We start from the raw sequence: 18,122 nt of genomic DNA on the forward strand, positions 1-18,122 counted from the left end.
CAGAGGCGAACATTTCAGTCCGGAGATTGCGCCAATAGCCGGATCATTTCCAAGAAAATAGGGGCCGAAAACGCGATGGCGAGGTTCTTCGCCCTCACATCTTCACAATCAGATGGTCTCAAGGGCGAATGATTTGGGTACGCACATGCGCGCTCATTTGACTTCTATTGCCAAACTATGCACTTTTCGGCGCCAGCCAACGCTGCCCCCGAAGACGCCCACCGAAAGGACGCGGATCCACCTGCCATGATGACGGAGAAGATGATGATCCGCTCGTTCGGCAACGAGCCGCCGCTTCTCGCCGATGGCAGGCGCGCACCCGACCGCCGCGAGGTTTCATTACGCTGGCTTTCGGGTACGTTCCTCACCGGCATTACATCGAGCGTGCTGATGGGCGTGGCCCTCTTCGCCGCACTGGACGGTCGCCAGCAGCTGGCGATCCCTGCCGAGGCCTACGCCAATATCAATACCGAGGCTCATGCCGATACCGACGTGACGCGCGGCAGCCGCCTGATTGCCTCCGCGATTGCCGCCAAGCCGTCGGACCGCAAGATCATGGAGGTCTCGACCGTCGTCCACGAGGGCGACAAGGAAGTTGTCCGCCGCCAACCCTTCGCACGTGTGAAGATGACGCTGGCCGCCAACCACGTCGCGACCGAGGACTATCCGAGCTTCAACCCCTTGACGATCTTCTCGGCGGACGAGCCCGATGCACAGCCGAACGTTCGCACCGGGCAGATCTACGGTTCCGACGTGGAGTCGGAAGTCAGCCTGAAAACGGTGGCCTATCCCACCACGAAGGATGGTCTTCAGGTCGCGCCCGGCATGACGCTAGACGAGATCGAGGAGAACGTGCGCTCAAACGGCTCCATCCTCACCGATGGCGCAGCCCAGGTAGCGGCACTCTACTATGTCGACCCCCGGCGCTTCTCTACCGATGACAACGACGTTGACCTGACAGCCGGCCTGACGGCGCGCGTGCTCGAGCAGAACATGACGGTCTCCGCACCGGAGTCGATCACCCCGCAGACGGAAGAGTTCGCCGACGATATCATCCCGGTGCGCCAGGTGACCTCGATCATCAAGGCGATGACGGATTCGGGTTATCCGGAGCCGCAGGCCAAGGGCCTGTCCGGCTATCTGTCGCCAATCATCGGATCGGACGACCTCGAAAAAGGCGATGTGCTCCGCATCGGTATCCTGCAGAAAGGCGAACAGGCCAAGATCATTCGCGCCAGCGTCTACCGCGGCAGCCGCCATCTTGTCACCGTGGCGCTCGACGACCACGATCGGTTCGTCGCCGGCCACGAGCCACCGCAAATCGATGCGGTCACGACCGCCTTCGACGACAGCTCGACATCGATCCCGTCCAACCAGAATCTGCCGCGCGTCTATGATGGTATCTATCGTGCGGCGTTGTCCTACGGCATGACCAAGGACATGACCGCGCTGATCATCAAGTTGCTGGCGAGCAGCGTCGATTTCCAGGCGGAACTGCGCCCGACCGATACGCTGGAGGCCTTCTTCTCCGTTGCCGATTCCAACGGGCAGGCAACGGCTGCTTCCGAGCTTCTCTATGTCAATGCCCGCTTCGGTGATACGCAGACCCGCTTCTACCGCTTCCAGGATCCGGAAGACGGTTCGATCGACTACTTCGATCAGGACGGCAAAAGCATTCGGCAATTCCTGCTGCGCAATCCCGTCCCGAACGGCATCTTCAAATCAGGCTTCGGCATGCGCCGGCACCCGATCCTGGGCTTTGCCCGCATGCATACCGGTGTCGATTGGGCGGCGCCGCGGGGCACGGCGATCATCGCGGTCGGTAACGGCACCGTCGAGAAGGCCGGCTGGGACTCCGGCGGCTACGGCAACCAGACCATCGTCCGCCATGCCAACGGCTACGAATCCTCCTACAATCACCAGAGCGCCATTGCAAAGGGCGTCGTTCCCGGTGCCAAGGTGCGCCAGGGCCAGGTGATCGGCTGGGTCGGCACAACAGGCGAATCCACCGGTCCGCATCTGCACTACGAGATGATCGTCAACGGCACCAAGGTCGACCCGCTGCGCGTACGTCTGCCAGGCGGCAAGTCGCTGAACGGCGAAGCGCTGGCAAAGTTCGAGGACGAACGGCAGCGCATCGACACTCTCCTCGGCAATCAGCCGCCGCCGCAGGTCGCCAGCAATTAACAGTATCCAACAAAAATGGCGGCCGGAGCCGCCATTTTCCTTGGGACTGTCGCGCGCCTTAAGCCGCTTCGTTGGCCGCAGAATTCCGTGTCCGGAACAGCAGCCGGTCCGTACCGCTGGTGATTTTCACCGTGGAGCCGTCAGGCACCTGCCCGGAAAGGATCTGTTCGGCGAGCGGATCCTGCACATGCCTCTGGATCACCCGCTTCAGCGGACGCGCGCCATAGACCGGGTCGTAACCCTTGTTGGCGAGCCAGTTCCGAGCATCGTCGTCGAGTTCGAGCGTGATCTTGCGCTCGGTAAGCAGCGCTACCAGACGCTTCAGCTGGATATCAACGATCGCGCCCATTTCCTCGCGCTTCAGGCGGTGGAATAGAATGATCTCGTCTATGCGATTCAGGAATTCCGGCCGGAAGTGACCGCGCACAACCTCCATCACCTGCTCGCGAACCGCCTCGCTGTCGTCCCCTTCCTTGAGCTGGGTCAGGTACTCGGCGCCGAGGTTCGACGTCATGATGATCATCGTGTTGCGGAAATCGACCGTCCGGCCCTGACCATCGGTGAGGCGGCCATCATCGAGAACCTGCAACAGGACATTGAAGACGTCGGGATGCGCCTTCTCGATTTCATCGAATAGCACGACCTGGTATGGCCGGCGGCGAACAGCCTCGGTCAGCGCGCCACCTTCATCATAGCCAACATAGCCGGGAGGAGCACCGATCAGCCGGGCCACGGAGTGCTTCTCCATGTACTCGGACATATCCATGCGTACCATCGCCGTTTCGTCGTCGAAGAGGAAGCGAGCAAGCGCCTTGGTCAGTTCCGTCTTACCGACGCCGGTCGGGCCGAGGAAGATGAACGAGCCGATCGGCCGGTTCGGATCCTGCAGTCCGGCACGGGCGCGGCGGACGGCACGCGACACGGCCTGAACCGCATCACCCTGGCCGATCACCGATTTCGCCAGCTCGTCTTCCATCCGCAGCAGTTTGTCGCGTTCGCCTTCCAGCATCTTGTCGACAGGAATGCCGGTCCAGCGGGAGACGACATGCGCAATGTTGTCGGGGGTCACGACCTCCTGCACCATGGCGCTGCGATCGCTGTCCTGCTGCTCCGCTTCGCTGAGTTTCTTTTCCAGCTCCGGAATGACGCCGTAGGTCAACTCGCCGGCGCGTTGGAACTCGCCCTTGCGCTGAGCAATCGCGAGTTCGTTTCGAGCCTCGTCCAACTGCTTCTTGAGGTCTGCGGCCAGGCCGAGCTTCTGCTTTTCCGCCTGCCAGCGGGCCGTCAACGCATTGGCCTCTTCCTCCAGGTCGGTCAGTTCGGTTTCAAGCCGCGTCAACCGGTCGGCAGAAGCGACATCCGTTTCCTTCTTCAAAGCTTCGCGCTCGATCTTCAGCTGCATGATGCGCCGATCGAGTTCGTCGAGCTCCTCAGGCTTGGAATCCACCTGCATGCGCAGCCGCGCAGCGGCTTCGTCCATCAAGTCGATTGCCTTGTCGGGCAGGAAACGGTCGGTGATGTAGCGGTTGGAAAGCGTCGCAGCCGCAACCAGGGCCGAATCCGAGATGCGAACCTTGTGATGCTGCTCGTATTTTTCCTTGAGACCGCGCAGGATCGAGATCGTGTCCTCGACCGTCGGCTCCTCGACCATGACAGGCTGGAAGCGGCGAGCAAGGGCAGGATCTTTTTCGACATGCTTGCGGTATTCGTCGAGCGTGGTCGCACCGACGCAATGCAACTCGCCGCGGGCAAGCGCAGGCTTGAGCAGATTGGAGGCGTCCATCGCCCCATCCGCCTTGCCGGCACCAACAAGCGTGTGCATTTCGTCGATGAAGAGGATGATCTCGCCGTTTTCGGCCTGCACTTCGTTGAGCACGGCCTTCAGCCGCTCTTCGAACTCGCCGCGATACTTGGCACCCGCAATCAGCGCGCCCATGTCGAGCGCCATCAGCTTCTTGTCCTTGAGTGACTCAGGCACATCGCCATTGACAATGCGCAGCGCAAGACCTTCGACAATCGCGGTCTTGCCGACGCCGGGCTCACCGATCAGCACTGGATTGTTCTTGGTGCGGCGCGACAGAACCTGGATCGTGCGGCGGATTTCGTCGTCACGGCCAATAACAGGATCCAGCTTGCCCTCGCGAGCCTCGCCAGTCAGATCGCGGGCGTATTTTTTCAGCGAGTCGAAGCCCTGTTCGGCATTCGAGCTGTCGGCGGTGCGGCCCTTGCGGATTTCGTTTATGACCTGATTGAGCGCAAGTGCGGTGACGCCGGCATTCTTAAGCGTCGTCGACGTCGAAGCCGAAGACTCGATCGCCAACGCCTGTAGCAGGCGCTCGACGGTGACAAAGCTGTCGCCAGCCTTCTTGGCTGCCTCTTCGGCCGTCGAAAGAACCTTGGCAAGCGGCTGCGCAAGATAGATCTGCCCGTTGCCGCCGGAAACCTTCGGCAGCTTGGCGAGCGCGGCATCGTTGGCGAGGCGCGCAGCCTTGGGATCACCACCTGCGCGTTCAATCAGCGATGCGGCCATGCCCTGGTCGTCGTCAAGCAGCACTTTCAGAACATGTTCGGGCGTGAACTGCTGGTGCCCCTGCGCAAGCGCATAGGTCTGGGCGGACTGAATAAAACCGCGCACCCGCTCGGAGTATTTTTCGATATTCATGCTGTACCTCCATGGATCGCCCTGCCCTTATAAGGCACAGGCCGATGACTGAGATTGAGCTCCCTCAAAACGGCAAGCCCATTGTTCCACCACGTTTGGGATTTGTGGTTGAAGAACTTGGGCTGGATATGGTGGAGGATTTGAAAAGTTTAAAGGGGGGCAGGAAGCGAAAAACCCCGGGCCTTGCGACCTGGGGTTCATATTTTGTATCGGTCTCCGCAGGATGGCTTTTGCCAGCGGACAGTCGCTGGCTCACTTGATTTCTTCGATGTCATTGGGCTTCCAAGAACCGTCGAAGGCGGGCTGCGTCGGTCCGTAAATGCGAATGTAGCTGAACCAGCCGCGTCCGGGCTGGGTCTTGATCCAGCGACCCTCGCCATCTTTAGGCGGCGTAGGGCCAAAATAGAGATCGACCGGCTTGGATGTATCGATGTCCTTCAGCTCGAGAGCGAGCGCAAGGTCGCCTTGTTCTGATCGGTCTGGACCTCCGAACGCGTCTGTGCGTCGTAAAGCGTTACAGACCAGAACAGCTTGCCTGAAACTGGCTGCGCGATAGTCAGCTTGTATGACTTGCCGCCGTCCAGAAACGCACCGCTACCGTCTCGCGCGCCGAGCCAATACAGCGACCCGGCACCGGCAGACCGCCGGAACATGGCCGGCGACGTAACAATCGCCTGTGCGAACCAGCGATCGCGTGCCTCCAGATCAACGCCCATCGGCGTCTCGAACTGTGCTTCGTTGGGAACAAGACCGACCCACTCCCACTTGCGGTCCGGCCATGCGAAGCGATCGGGCCGGTCGCTATCGAAGGCCGATGCGATAAGCTGGTCTCGACCAACCTTCGCGGCCTTTTCAATGATAGCCTTCGCACGATCGTCTGGAGCAAACGGCTTACCCTTTTTGATACCGAGCGTCGCAAGCAGCCCGTACATAGGCGTGAACTTCTCGACCAACGGCTCCTCATCAATGATCCGGTTCAACACCTGCCAGAACTGGATATTGTCCTCTCATTTGAGAGATGTGCTGTCCATTGTCCTGTCGGTCGTATCGATGATCGGCATGGGTGTCGGCTTCCTAGGCGTTGAAAAATCCAAGTACGTTACGGTAACAGCCGCGGCGTTTGCGCTGAGCTTTGCGCGGTGGTGATCGAGGAAGATGGCCCGCGCCTGTTGTCATTAGCCGCGATCACCTGGGGCATGGCCACAAAAAAGGTCGCTCCGAGGAGCGACCTTCTACCACCAAATCGGATCGCGAGATCCGGTTATTCCGAAGCGGCATCCGCCAAAGCAGGAGCATCGCTGGGCTCTGCACCCTCGGCCGAAGCCTCGCCTTCTGCGGCGCGGCGCGGACGACGCGGACGGCTGCCGGCAGTGCGGCGACGCGGCTGGCGTTCGCGTGGCTGGCCCGCGGCACTTTCCTCGTCCATCGAAACCTCTGCCGGGATACCTTCGATCTCCGGCTGCGGACCGCTGCCATCGATGACTTCGGGCTGCGGAGCTGCAACTACGGCTTCAACCGGAGCAGGCTGCTGTTCCTGACGCCGCGGCTGGCGCGGTTGCTCGTCATTACGACGTGGCGGCTCATCGTGGCGGCGCTGCGACTGCTCGCCCGAACGGCGCTGCTGATGCTCATGCTGCTGACGCGGCGGCTGGACGATGACGACATCGTCGTTGTCGATGCCTTCGACATCGTCGCCCTCGCGCTCGACGCCTTCACTGAATTCATTGCGGTCGTCGCGCTGGAAGCGCTCCTGCATCTGGGCCTGTGCGGCAGCAATGATGCGGTTATAGTGTTCGGCATGCTGCAGGTAGTTTTCGGCGATGACACGGTCACCCGAGCTCTGCGCGTCGCGAGCGAGCTGCGCATACTTTTCAGCGATATGCTGTGCGGTACCGCGGATCTTAACGTCTGGGCCGGAGCTGTCGTAGGTCCGCGTCAGCGGATTGCCGCCCTTGCGGTTGAAGTTGTTGTTATTGTTATTTCCACCACCGCCGCCGCCGTTGTTGCCACGCCCGCGACCGCGCTTGTTCTGCTGTCCTGGCCTCATAGATCGTTCACCTGAATTCTCTGTTTGTTGTGGAGTTATGGCACCAACCGCCGTGGCCGGTTCACCGGCTCAGGGCCCTCGTGCCGCAAGCATACTGCGCCTTCGCGCCAACCTGCCGCTTGTTCTCAAGTCAGTTTGACTGATTCACGCATTGGGTCGTGTTCAACCTTTGAAGCTCTCGTTTAAAAGAGCGGACCCCCGAGGCCGAGCTAGTATCGAACGACTCACCGTTCTGTCCTATCTCTCCAATGCGCAGGGTCAACCTATATTGCTTCCCGTGGAAATCCAAGCGTTTTCTTCGCAATGGCACCAATGTCCTGTTCGATGCTTTAAGCTGTCACGCATCACTTGAGCGCGAACACAAGCGCCCGGTCATTCTGGCCGTAATCCTTTACGGATTCCAGAAGCTTGAAGCCCTCAGCCTCGAAAACGTCTGTCACGTCATTTCGCTGGTCGTAGCCGATCTCAAGTCCCACAACGCCGTTCGGCTGCATGAACCTTGCCGCATCCTTGGCGATGGTTCTGTAGGCGTCAAGTCCATCCTGGCCGCCATCCAGTGCGGCATGGGGATCAAATTTCGTCACTTCGGGAGCGAGAGTGTGAACAACCTTAGAAGCGATATAGGGCGGATTTGAGACAATCGCATGAAACGCGCCGTGGATATTTTCAAACCAGCTGGACTGAATGGCTTCAAAGCGATCCTGCAATCTGTTTCTTTCCGCGTTTGATTGTGCCGTCCTCAACGCATCAGCCGATATATCGCTGCCGACGCCTGACGCTTCCGGACATTCGCTCAATAGCGCCAGGCATATCGCCCCGGTTCCGGTTCCCAGATCAAGGATATGGATATGGCCCTCGGTATTTGCAAGATCACGCAGATAAGGAAGCATCGTATCGACGAGAATTTCCGTATCGGGCCGTGGCTCAAGGGTCTCCACGGAGAGCGACAATGGCAAACCATAGAACTCGCGTTCGCCGAGAATACGGTGAACCGGCTCATGCGCCAACCGGCGCTCGATCGCCTGCTCGATCATTGCCGTCTGATCTGTGCTGACGGTTTCGCCGCCACGCGTCACGATGGCGGTCGTCGAAAGTCCAAGCAGCCCTGCGACGAGCACACGAGCGTCAGCCGGAGCGCTGTCGATGCCAGCTTCGGTGAAGCGACGGCGAGCCTCAGCCAGCAATTGGGAAACCGTAGGCTCGGCCTGTTTCCCGCTCATGCTCATTGCTGCTCGCCGAGTTGTGCCAACTGGCTCGCCTGGTAGTCGGCCATCAACGCATCGACTACCTCGTCGATTTCGCCGACCATCATCCGATCGAGCTTGTAGAGCGTCAGATTGATGCGGTGGTCCGTCACCCGCCCCTGCGGGAAGTTGTAGGTGCGGATGCGCTCCGAGCGGTCACCGGAACCAACCTGGCTCTTACGGTCGGCGGAACGCTCGCTTTCGGCGCGCTGGCGCTCGGCGTCATAGAGGCGTGAGCGCAGAACCTGCATCGCCTTGGCGCGGTTCTGGTGCTGCGACTTCTCAGAGCTGGTGACCACGATGCCGGTCGGCAGGTGGGTAATGCGAACGGCAGAGTCAGTGGTGTTAACGTGCTGGCCGCCGGCACCAGAGGAGCGCATCGTATCGATGCGGATGTCTTCCGGCCGGATCTCGATGTCGATTTCCTCTGCCTCCGGCAGAACCGCGACGGTGGCGGCCGAGGTATGGATGCGGCCGCCGGCTTCCGTTTCGGGGACACGTTGGACACGGTGGACGCCGGATTCGAATTTCAGCTTGGCGAACACGCCCTTGCCGGTGATCGTCGCGATGATTTCCTTGAAGCCGCCCGCTTCGCCGTCGCTCGACGACAGCACCTCCACCTTCCAGCCATGAGCGGCTGCGTAACGCTCATACATCCGGAACAGGTCGCCAGCAAAGAGCGCAGCCTCGGAACCGCCCGTGCCGGCACGGATTTCCAAAATCGCGCTCTTCTCGTCGGCCGCGTCCTTCGGCAGCAACAGGATCTGGATTTCCTGCTCCAGCGCCTCCAGCCGCTCCTTCACGTCAGGGAGTTCCAGCTCGGCCAGATCGCGCATTTCGCGGTCCACCGACCTGTCGTTCAGCAAGGTTTCGAGGTCCGCGAGCTCAGCTATCGCCTTCTCGTAGGCGCGGATCTTCGTGACGACGGGCTGCAGCTCGGAATATTCGGAGGCAAGCTTGACGTAGACATCGGCCGAAGGGCCAGCCGACATGCGCGCTTCGATCTCGCCAAAACGGCGTTCCAGCTCGCGCATCTTTTCAACGGGAAGCTTCGCCACCCTTCACTCCGATTCTGCTTGTCTTCAACTAAAGAGGAATATTGTGAGCGTCGGCGAAGTGGGCAAGCACGTCGCGCATCGGGGTCGCCGACTTGGTATCGTCAAGCGCCTCGTTCACCACCTTTGCCAGCGCCTCGGCGTCTAGGCCGAGCAACATCGCCTTGACCGGACCAATAGACGCCGGCGACATCGATACCGAACGGAAGCCGATGCCGAGCAGTGCCATTGCCGAGATCGGCTTGCCGGCCAGTTCGCCGCACAGCGTCACCGGCGTATTATTGCGCTCGCCCGCACGCACGATGTCGCGCAGGATCCTGAGGAACGGTTTGCCCAGCGGATCGAAACGGTCGGAAACGCGCGCATTGCCGCGATCGACCGCCATCGAGAACTGGAAGAGGTCGTTCGAGCCGACCGAAACGAAATCGACCGCCGCCATCAGCTCGTCGAGCTGCCAGAGCAGCGCCGGCACCTCCAGCATCGCGCCGAATTGCAGCTTGCGCGGCAGGCCGTGGCCGAAGCGGGAAAGGTGTTGAACTTCCTTCTGCAGGAGCTCACGCACCGCAGCGATCTCGGAAACTTCGGTCACCATCGGCACCATCAGCTTCAGCTCGATGCCGGCAGCCGCCTTCAGCATGGCGCGCAACTGCGTGCGCAGCAGACCCGGACGATCGAGCGACAGGCGGATCGCCCGCCAGCCGAGCGCCGGATTTTCTTCTTCGTGGCCACGGAAATAGGGAACGACCTTGTCGCCGCCGATATCAAGCGTGCGGAAGGTCACGACCCGCCCGGCTGCCTGCTTCAGCACGTTGCGATAAAACAACTCCTGCTCTTCCGCCTTCGGCATGGTGGAAGCAATCATGAACTGCAGTTCGGTGCGGAATAGACCGATCCCTTCGGCGCCGGAGTCCGAAAGCTGCGGCAAATCAACCAGCAGTCCGGCATTCATCATCAACGATACGCGTTGCCCGTCCTTGGTGCGCGGCTCGACGGAGCGCAGCGCCCGGAACTGTTCCTGCCGGCGGGCGCGGAACCGCACTTTTTCCTCGTAGGAGCGCTGATGCTCCGGCATAGGGCGAAGATGCACATGCCCGCCATCGCCATCGATGATGACGGCATCACCGTTTTCGGCGAGCGCCACCACACCGGCAGCCTGCCCGATCACGGGAATGCCCATGGCGCGCGCGACGATCACCACATGGCTCGTCACCGCGCCTTCTTCCAGCACGAGGCCACGCACATTGGCACGCGGATAATCGAGCAATTCGGCGGCGCCCATGGCACGCGCCAGAATGATGGCGTCGCTCGGGAAACCATCCCCCGCGGTGCGGCCGGTATAGCCCGTCAGCTGCCGCAGCAGCCGGTTCGCGAGATCTTCAAAATCGTGCATCCGCTCCCGCAGATAGGGATCGGTCATGCGGATCATGCGCGCCTTGGTGTCGCTCTGCACCTTCTCGACCGCGGCTTCCGCCGTCAGGCCGTTGCGGATCGCCTCCTCGAGCTTACGCACCCAACCCTGGTCGTGGGCAAACATACGATAGGTTTCGAGAACCTCGCGGTGCTCGCCCTCCATCGATACGTCGCGCTGCGACAGAAGGTCGTCGATCGAGATGCGAAGCGACCCGAGCGCCTCACCCAAGCGGCGGATTTCCTTCTCGGAATCCTCGTTCAGCAGGTTGGTGACGACGATACGCGGCTCGTGCAGCACGACATAACCGAGGCCGATACCTTCGTTATAGGTGTCACCATCGATGGTCACCGAACGTGTCAGGTCGAGTTCGAGACCGGGCTTGGTGATTTTCTTGAGCTCACCGGTGGCGATCATCTCGGCCAGCACCATCGCGGTCGTCTCGAGCGCTTCGAGCTCTTCTTCGCGGTAGGTGCGGCTTGCCTTGTTCTGCACGACCAGAACGCCGAGCGAACGACCCGTGCGCAGGATCGGCACGCCGAGGAAGGAATGATAGATCTCTTCGCCGGTTTCCGGCAGGTAGCGGAAGGCTGGATGCGATTGCGCGTCGGATAGATTGAGCGGCTGCGCCGATGCCGCGATCGTACCGACTAGGCCCTGTCCCATCTTGAGTTGGGACAGGTGGACCGCTTCCTTGTTCAGACCTTCGGTTGCATAGAGTTCGAGCACGCCGTCGGCACGCAGCACGTAGACGGAGCAGACCTCCGCCACCATGTTGCCTGCGATCTGGCGAACGATCCGGTCGAGACGCTCCTGCGGCTCCAGCGGCTCCGCCATCAACTCGCGTAGCCGCTTGAGCAGCACGCGCGGACCGCCAGAAAGGTCTCTCATTGCGTCTCAAGCTCCAAAACAAACATCAAAGTCTGACAGCCATTGGCCGCGTGACTTTTCAACTTGAACGCGCGGCAGCCTGTTCAGAATCAGTTCTTATCCAGACCGTAGCAGGAATGCAAAGTCCTGACAGCGAGTTCTGCATACGGACCGTCGATCAGGATCGAAATTTTGATCTCGGACGTCGTGATCGCCTTGATATTGATGCCCTTGTCGGCCAGCGCCTTGAATGCGGTGGCGGCAACGCCCGCATGGCTGCGCATGCCGATGCCGATGACGGACACCTTCACAAGACCCGATTCGTTCTGAACGACGTCGTAGCCGATCTTTTCCTTGTTCTCGCCGAGGACCTTGATCGCCTTGTCGACGTCGCCCGACGGGACCGTGAAGGTCATGTCGGTCTTCGAGCCATCTTCGGAGATGTTCTGGACGATCATGTCGACGTTGATGTGGCTTTCGGCCAGCGGTCCGAAGATCGCGGCGGAAACGCCCGGCCGGTCTGCAAGACGGCGAAGGGAGATCTGAGCCTCATCCTTGGCATAGGCGATGCCGGTGACTACTTCCTGTTCCACGATTTCATCCTCGTCACAAATCAGCGTTCCGGGCGGATTCAAGAAGTCACCCATGCCCGGAGCATCGGGATCTTCGAAAGAGGAGCGCACGAAGGTACGGACCTTGTGCACCATGGCAAGCTCGACCGAACGAACCTGCAGGACCTTCGCGCCGAGCGAGGCCATTTCGAGCATTTCCTCGAAGGCAATCTTCTTCAGGCGGCGTGCTTGTGGCACGATGCGCGGGTCCGTCGTGTAGACGCCGTCGACGTCGGTGTAGATGTCGCAGCGATCGGCCTTAACCGCAGCCGCGATCGCAACCGCCGAGGTATCCGAGCCGCCGCGGCCAAGCGTCGCGATGCGGTTGTCGGGTCCCAGACCCTGGAAACCGGCGATGACGGCAACCTGGCCTTCGCCCATACGCTTGATGATGTCGGAGCCATCAATATCGAGAATGCGTGCGGCACCATGGGCGTTGTCCGTCCGGATCGGGATCTGCCATCCCTGCCAGGAGCGAGCATTGATATCCATCGCCTGCAGCGCGATCGCGAGCAACCCGGAGGTCACCTGCTCGCCGGATGCAACAACGGCGTCATATTCGCGGGCATCGTAGAACGGCGAATTGGCGCCGACAACCTTCGGCGTGCCCTGCACCCAGCCGACCAGCTCGTTGGTCTTGCCGGACATGGCCGAGACGACGACCGCCACTTCATGGCCGGCATCGACTTCACGTTTCACATGGCGGGCAACGTTCTTGATGCGGTCCAGATCAGCGACGGAGGTCCCGCCGAATTTCATTACGATGCGTGCCATATGCCTCTACCACGACCTAGTGCCGAGAGAGACCAAAGCCAGACCCGGCATCACGAACCCTGCATGGAGCCGCATGGCTGAAGAGCCAGGAATTGGGAGTTTCTGGAACCCTTCTAAGGCCCTGCGCCCCAAGGGCCCAAGTTGCCGCGTCTCTTAGCGAGTTTGTAGGGGGGTGGCAAGGTGTGGAAAGGAGATTGCCGGCGTGCCGGCGTGGAAGGCAGAAGCCATCCTTGAAGTGGACACGCACGGCGCTATTTCTGCCCATCTGCTCTACCTTTCACACACAGGACAGTATGGGGAGCGATTTGCCTTTGGACGAAATGAACCACGCTGAGCGCCGACGAAGCTTGGTGCACCTTGAAGGACTGATGGCAACCCTGAAGCCTCTTGCCAATGCAAGCGAGAACACAAAGCTCTGCGTGGCGATGACAAGGGTGCAGGCGCTCTTGCGGGACAGTCTTGACGAAATGGCCGAAGCATCGAATCCGGTCACCGATGAAATTGTCGAGGAGGCCGTTCAAATCGTCGCAGAGATTGAATTCAGGCTGACGATGGGCCTTCGTTCTGGCACCGTTCATTAACATACGGACAACAGAAGCAGCCGGTCCTTGCGTCCATGTTTTAGAGGGGATCAAGCTTGTCGCAGCCCGTTCTGTTCACACCGTTTCGCGTCCGCAATGTTGAGCTGGCAAATCGGATCGTTATTGCGCCGATGTGCCAGTATTCTGCCAAGAATGGCTGCATGACCGATTGGCATATGATCCATCTCGGTCAACTGGCTTTGTCAGGCGCCGCGTTGCTGACGATCGAGGCCACGGCGGTCGTTCCCGAGGGACGGATCACGTTTGCGGACGTCGGGCTCTACGACGATAGCACCGAAGCGGCAATGGCCCGCACTCTCGAAGCCATCCGCCGTTGGTCCGATACGCCAATTGCCGTGCAGCTTGCCCATGCTGGTCGCAAGGCGTCCACAGAGGTTCCTTGGCGCGGCGGCTCGCCGTTTCCTCCCGATCATTCGAATGGCTGGCAGACCGAGGCTCCGTCCGCGATTGCTTTCAATCCCAACTCTGTGCCGCCGACGGCGTTGGATCGGGAGGGCCTGAAACGCGTACGGGACGCATTTGCCGCCGCCGCGGTTCGCGCTGCGAGGATCGGCATCGATGCTGTTCAGATTCACGGCGCACACGGCTATCTGCTGCATCAGTTCCTGTCCCCGTTGTCCAATCAGCGCTCCGACGAATATGGCGGCTCGCTCGAAAACCGCATGCGGTTTCCTCTAGAGGTATTCGAGGCCGTTAAGGCGGCCTTGCCGTCCGACAGAGCTCTGACGATGCGGGTGTCGGCAACGGACTGGGTCGAGGGCGGCCTGGACATCGATCAAGTCATAGCCTTTGCGCAGAATCTTAAATCAAGGGGATGTGACGCAATTCACGTATCCAGCGGCGGGCTTCATCCCGCCCAGCAGATCCCCATTGGCCCCAACTACCAGGTACCGCTCGCGCGCGCGATCAAATCTGCCATCGATATCCCTGTTGTCGCTGTGGGCCTGATCACCGAACCGATACAAGCCGAAGCCATTGTCGCCACCGGCGATGCCGATCTTGTCGCTCTCGCCCGCGCGGTCCTCTACGATCCCCGTTGGCCGTGGCATGCTGCAGCTGAACTCGGTGGCCAGGTGAAGGCCGCCAACCAATATCTCCGCTGCCAGCCATCGCAGTTCAAATCGCTATTCGTGACCTGACGGCGGCCTGTAAGCGTTCAGCTAGGGCTCCGTACAGGCTATCGCGATATCGGAACTCCCGCCGCCCGAAAGGCGCAGTTGCATCACGCCACGGAAACAGGCAGCCTGACTGCGCCGAGAAGACGCCGGACATGCACCGACCTGCGTCCATCGCCTCCGACGCAAGGGCTCCGACTGCAAAATGACGCGTGCGCAGCAAATCGGCGTTATCATTGGCCTCGCGATCGTCGCAGCCTTTACGGTGCTGCGAGCGAGCGACCCGCCGCTCCTGCGGCAGCTGCGCGACATCACCTTTGACGAATACCAGCGCATTTCACCACGCGCTTTCGAGCCGACGCCCGTGCGCATTATCGATATCGACGAGGCATCGCTCAAGGAATTCGGCCAATGGCCCTGGCCGCGCGACCGGCTTGCGCTGCTCGTCGAACGGCTATCCGACATGGGAGCCGCGGCGATTGCTTTCGACGTCCTGTTCGCCGAACCTGACCGCCTCTCGCCGCGCACGGTCATGCGCGACGTCGCGGGCGTTGACCCTACGCTACTGAGCCGGCTGCCTGACAATGATGAACTTTTCGCCGAGGCAATCGCCGGGCGCCCTGTGGTGCTCGGTTTCGGCCTGACGACCGAGGGTAACTACCGACCACCGGTGAAGGCAGGTTTTGCCTTTACCGGCGAAAGCCCGGTCAATGCCCCTCCGCGGCTCGATGCGGCAACACCGGTGCGCCCGCAACTGCAAATCAATGCCACGGGCCTCGGCCATATCAGCCTCAACCCCGGCAATCCCTCTGCCGTCGTACGCAAGGTGCCGCTCTTTTTGACCGACGGTGAGCAGCTTTATCCAAATCTCGCGATCGAGGCTCTGCGCGTCGCTCAAGGCGCTTCAACCTACGTTCTTGCCGCCGCTCCCGAAGCTCCAGACACGCTGACATCAGTCAAGATCGGCGAGTTCGTCGTACCGGTCACGGCGAGCGGTGAACTGTGGCTATATACCAGTCCTGATGTCGCCGAACGCTATATCTCCGCCGGCAAGATCCTTGCCCCGCAGGGCGTCGATCCGCAAATCGCCGCCGCCATCGACGGAAGCATCGTCTTTGTCGGGACATCCTCTGCCGGTCTGCAGGACATCCGCACGACTGCGCTCGGCCAGAACGTCCCCGGTGTTTCCATGCACGCCCAGACCGTCGAGCAAATCCTGACCGGACACTTTCTCTCCCGGCCCGATTGGGCAGATGGCATGGAAATCCTCGCGATTGCGGTATTGGGCACGATCCTTGTGGTGCTTACGACCTTCGTCAGCCCGGCCGTAGCACTCGCCTGCGGCCTTTGCATCACGGCGCTAGCGCTCGCTGCTTCATGGTTTGCCTTTTTCTCCTGGGGCCTGCTCTTCGATCCGCTCGCACCAATCATTGCCGGCTCGATCATCCATTTCGCCGCCACCTCCTTTCGTATCCTCGTCATCGACCGCGAACGGCGCGAAGTCCGCCGCGCCTTCGGGCAGTATCTCTCGCCCTCGCTGCTCTATCGGATTGAGCACACCCGCAATGCGATGCGCCTTGGAGGCGACGACCGCGAACTGACGGTGATGTTCGTTGACGTTCGCGGTTTCACCGAACTCAGCGAGCGGCTGCAGCCGGCCGAAGTCGTCCGCTTCCTGAACACGTTGCTCGATGCGCTGAGCCGCCACGTGACCGCCAACGAGGGCACGCTCGACAAGTTCATCGGCGACTCGATCATGGCCTTCTGGAACGCCCCGGTGGATGTGCAGGACCACCCTGCGAAGGCAGTCCGCGCCGCCCTTGCCATGCGTGAAACGCTCGCTTCACTCAACGCATCGGATGCATTCGGCTTCGGTAGGGAGTATCAGGTCGGCATTGGCATCGGCATTCACACAGGCCTTGCCTGCGTCGGCAACATGGGGGCCGAGACGCGCTTCAACTATTCCGCCGTCGGCGATGCGGTGAACGTTGCCGCGCGTATCGAATCCGCCTGCAAGGAAGTTGGCTTCGACATCCTCGTCTCGGAGACCACGGCCGGCGAACTATCACATTTCGCGCTCCTCGACGCCGGCCTGCTTGGGCTGAAGGGCAAAAGCAGCAGGGCGCGCCTCTACGCTGTTGTCGGCGGTGAACACGTTCGGAGCTCCGGCGCCTTTGCTGACATGCAGCGCATTCATTCGGAGCTTGTCGCGGCACTCCGCGCCCATTCGCCGGATAGCCGGAAGATGCTCAACATCGCCAAGCTCAAGGCAGCGGAACTGACGGCAACATTGCCTCAATTCTACAGCCGCCTCGGGCGTCGCGCCGACCACTTCCGTGACAGCCAAGCTACCGACGACGATAGCACTCGGGTGGGCTTGCCGCGCGAAACCAAGTTGCATCTTGAGCCTTAGTAATTGCCGCTGCGGCCTTCGCGACCATAACCACCGTCGCGATCGTGGTCGTCGTCATCATCCCCGTCATGCCCTCGGTGATCACGGTCATGGTGGTCTCGATCGTGGTGGTCCCGATCGTGGTGATGATGCTCGGGCTTGTCCGGTTTATCCGGTTTATCCGGCGGATTCGGCGCCTGTTGCGGTGTCTGCTGTGGAGCCTGCGGCGCTTGTTGTGGCGCCTGCGGTGCAGGTCGCTCCTGCTGTTGCTGTGGCTGCGGCCGATCCTGGCGGTCCTGGCGCAACGATGCCAGCCCACAACTGGTGCGAATGCCGCCAAGTGCCCCGGAAAGCTGCTGATCTCCGGAAAGGAACGGCAATGCGCGTGGATTGCTGAGTGTCTGGAGCGTACGGCGGTCAACCTTGCTGGGATCGGTCATCCTGCCGCCGCGTGTTGCAATCACGCAATCGCACTGCTGACGCAGCTGCCTGCAGCCGCCAGGCCCGCAGAAGCTTGCCGCGCCGTTCAACAAGACGATGGCGGTCGTGCCATTTGGTCCGACGTAGAAATCGAAGGCCGTGCCGCGTACCCCGATGGTTCCGGCCGGCGTCACGATCGAATAGGCCGAGGAGGCCGAATTGCCGCTGATCCACCGGAACGTCCCCTTCGCCGCCTTGATTGAAAGCCGCTTCACCGACGCAGAATCGTCATAGACGAACTTGTCGATCACCACCGTTGAACCGGCGCCAACCGCAAGCTTCGTGCCGTCCTTGAAGATGAACTGCCCGAGGCCGGATGTGGAGGTTCGAATGCGCTCATCGCGGTGAACTGGTGATCGAACGACGAGTGGACCGGTTTCGCCCGTCACCTCCGTACGGATCAATGTCGCCTGCCCCACCGGCTCGGCTGAAAACGCCTGCATCGGCCCAAACAACGCAACAAACAGGCTCGCAACGACAGCACCACAGAAGCGAGACATGGTCGACCCCCAACAAACTATCAGTATATTAGCATATTGTTAACTTTAGCGTCTCCTCATCTTCTTGGTGTAGGCAGCGTCACAGTTCGCCTTACCTGAAAGTTGCTTGCGACACCGCATCCCCCATCCGCTCTTGACTTCCGCGCGGCTTCGTCCGACTTCACTCGGAACGAAT

15 protein-coding genes are annotated in these 18,122 nt (G+C 60.9%); 6 read left to right on the forward strand and 9 right to left on the reverse strand.

What is annotated here, in order from left to right; genetic code table 11:
• Positions 1-246 precede the first annotated feature (246 nt).
• Positions 247-2,187: a M23 family metallopeptidase gene (locus NBG89_RS14630; protein ID WP_431320551.1), complete on the forward strand. Its 1,941-nt coding sequence runs from the start codon at positions 247-249 to the stop codon at positions 2,185-2,187.
• 58 nt (positions 2,188-2,245) lie between these two features.
• Here the strand turns inward: NBG89_RS14630 and clpB are convergent, their stop codons facing one another.
• Positions 2,246-4,849: an ATP-dependent chaperone ClpB gene (clpB, locus tag NBG89_RS14635; protein ID WP_431320552.1), complete on the reverse strand. Its 2,604-nt coding sequence runs from the start codon at positions 4,847-4,849 to the stop codon at positions 2,246-2,248.
• Positions 4,850-4,893: 44 nt separating this feature from the next.
• On the opposite strand from clpB, the gene NBG89_RS14640 reads away from it, so the two are divergent.
• Complete coding sequence (locus NBG89_RS14640) at positions 4,894-5,109, forward strand: hypothetical protein (protein WP_431320553.1); 216 nt, start codon at positions 4,894-4,896, stop codon at positions 5,107-5,109.
• On the opposite strand, the gene NBG89_RS14645 is transcribed toward NBG89_RS14640, so the two are convergent.
• Together NBG89_RS14645 and NBG89_RS14650 are read right to left on the reverse strand one after the other, a co-directional pair.
• Positions 5,102-5,374 (reverse strand): DUF1214 domain-containing protein, encoded by a 273-nt coding sequence (locus NBG89_RS14645; protein ID WP_431322699.1) that lies wholly within the window; start codon positions 5,372-5,374, stop codon positions 5,102-5,104. The genes NBG89_RS14640 and NBG89_RS14645 overlap by 8 nt on opposite strands.
• Positions 5,287-5,829 (reverse strand): DUF1214 domain-containing protein, encoded by a 543-nt coding sequence (locus NBG89_RS14650; RefSeq protein WP_431320554.1) that lies wholly within the window; start codon positions 5,827-5,829, stop codon positions 5,287-5,289. Before NBG89_RS14650 ends, NBG89_RS14645 begins: the two co-directional genes overlap by 88 nt.
• A gap of 40 nt (positions 5,830-5,869) precedes the next feature.
• Here NBG89_RS14650 and NBG89_RS14655 point away from each other — a divergent pair, with 40 nt between their 5' ends.
• Complete coding sequence (locus NBG89_RS14655; RefSeq protein ID WP_431320555.1) at positions 5,870-5,995, forward strand: hypothetical protein; 126 nt, start codon at positions 5,870-5,872, stop codon at positions 5,993-5,995.
• A 115-nt stretch (positions 5,996-6,110) separates the two neighbouring features.
• Here NBG89_RS14655 and NBG89_RS14660 read toward each other — a convergent pair whose 3' ends face one another.
• The 5 genes from NBG89_RS14660 to NBG89_RS14680 form a co-directional block, all read right to left on the reverse strand.
• The gene (locus tag NBG89_RS14660; protein ID WP_431320556.1) at positions 6,111-6,896 is read right to left on the reverse strand and encodes a DUF4167 domain-containing protein; all 786 of its coding nucleotides are present in this window, start codon (positions 6,894-6,896) and stop codon (positions 6,111-6,113) included.
• Between the two features lie 344 nt (positions 6,897-7,240).
• The gene (gene prmC / locus NBG89_RS14665; RefSeq protein ID WP_431320557.1) at positions 7,241-8,122 is read right to left on the reverse strand and encodes a peptide chain release factor N(5)-glutamine methyltransferase; all 882 of its coding nucleotides are present in this window, start codon (positions 8,120-8,122) and stop codon (positions 7,241-7,243) included.
• Positions 8,119-9,198, reverse strand: coding sequence for a peptide chain release factor 1 (gene prfA, locus NBG89_RS14670; RefSeq protein WP_088704679.1), 1,080 nt, complete (start codon positions 9,196-9,198; stop codon positions 8,119-8,121). The genes prmC and prfA overlap by 4 nt, the downstream gene beginning before the upstream one ends.
• Before the next feature lie 28 nt (positions 9,199-9,226).
• Positions 9,227-11,494 (reverse strand): phosphoenolpyruvate--protein phosphotransferase, encoded by a 2,268-nt coding sequence (gene ptsP, locus NBG89_RS14675; RefSeq protein ID WP_431320558.1) that lies wholly within the window; start codon positions 11,492-11,494, stop codon positions 9,227-9,229.
• A gap of 89 nt (positions 11,495-11,583) precedes the next feature.
• Positions 11,584-12,858, reverse strand: coding sequence for an aspartate kinase (locus NBG89_RS14680; RefSeq protein WP_088693687.1), 1,275 nt, complete (start codon positions 12,856-12,858; stop codon positions 11,584-11,586).
• A gap of 368 nt (positions 12,859-13,226) precedes the next feature.
• Here NBG89_RS14680 and NBG89_RS14685 point away from each other — a divergent pair, with 368 nt between their 5' ends.
• The 3 genes from NBG89_RS14685 (at position 13,227) to NBG89_RS14695 (ending at position 16,988) form a co-directional block, all read left to right on the forward strand.
• Complete coding sequence (locus NBG89_RS14685; protein ID WP_431320559.1) at positions 13,227-13,439, forward strand: hypothetical protein; 213 nt, start codon at positions 13,227-13,229, stop codon at positions 13,437-13,439.
• A 56-nt stretch (positions 13,440-13,495) separates the two neighbouring features.
• Positions 13,496-14,599, forward strand: a complete 1,104-nt coding sequence (locus NBG89_RS14690) for an NADH:flavin oxidoreductase/NADH oxidase (RefSeq protein WP_431320560.1) — start codon at positions 13,496-13,498, stop codon at positions 14,597-14,599.
• A gap of 181 nt (positions 14,600-14,780) precedes the next feature.
• On the forward strand, positions 14,781-16,988 hold the full coding sequence (locus NBG89_RS14695; protein ID WP_431320561.1) for a CHASE2 domain-containing protein: 2,208 nt from the start codon (positions 14,781-14,783) through the stop codon (positions 16,986-16,988).
• Here NBG89_RS14695 and NBG89_RS14700 read toward each other — a convergent pair.
• On the reverse strand, positions 16,985-17,947 hold the full coding sequence (locus NBG89_RS14700) for a FecR family protein (protein WP_431320562.1): 963 nt from the start codon (positions 17,945-17,947) through the stop codon (positions 16,985-16,987). The two genes, NBG89_RS14695 and NBG89_RS14700, sit on opposite strands and share 4 nt — an antisense overlap.
• Between the last annotated feature and the right edge of the window lie 175 nt (positions 17,948-18,122).

The organism is Rhizobium sp. YTU87027 (assembly GCF_050644135.1).
Taxonomy (GTDB): domain Bacteria; phylum Pseudomonadota; class Alphaproteobacteria; order Rhizobiales; family Rhizobiaceae; genus Rhizobium.

What these genes read in the sequence shown, in the direction of transcription:
- NBG89_RS14630 (WP_431320551.1), top strand. Translation starts at nt 247, where the DNA reads ATGATGACGGAGAAGATGATGATCCGCTCGTTCGGCAACGAGCCGCCG.
- clpB (WP_431320552.1), bottom strand. Translation starts at nt 4,849, where the DNA reads ATGAATATCGAAAAATACTCCGAGCGGGTGCGCGGTTTTATTCAGTCC.
- NBG89_RS14640 (WP_431320553.1), top strand. Translation starts at nt 4,894, where the DNA reads ATGACTGAGATTGAGCTCCCTCAAAACGGCAAGCCCATTGTTCCACCA.
- NBG89_RS14660 (WP_431320556.1), bottom strand. Translation starts at nt 6,896, where the DNA reads ATGAGGCCAGGACAGCAGAACAAGCGCGGTCGCGGGCGTGGCAACAAC.
- prmC (WP_431320557.1), bottom strand. Translation starts at nt 8,122, where the DNA reads ATGAGCATGAGCGGGAAACAGGCCGAGCCTACGGTTTCCCAATTGCTG.
- ptsP (WP_431320558.1), bottom strand. Translation starts at nt 11,494, where the DNA reads ATGAGAGACCTTTCTGGCGGTCCGCGCGTGCTGCTCAAGCGGCTACGC.
- NBG89_RS14680 (WP_088693687.1), bottom strand. Translation starts at nt 12,858, where the DNA reads ATGGCACGCATCGTAATGAAATTCGGCGGGACCTCCGTCGCTGATCTG.
- NBG89_RS14685 (WP_431320559.1), top strand. Translation starts at nt 13,227, where the DNA reads ATGGCAACCCTGAAGCCTCTTGCCAATGCAAGCGAGAACACAAAGCTC.
- NBG89_RS14695 (WP_431320561.1), top strand. Translation starts at nt 14,781, where the DNA reads ATGACGCGTGCGCAGCAAATCGGCGTTATCATTGGCCTCGCGATCGTC.
- NBG89_RS14700 (WP_431320562.1), bottom strand. Translation starts at nt 17,947, where the DNA reads ATGTCTCGCTTCTGTGGTGCTGTCGTTGCGAGCCTGTTTGTTGCGTTG.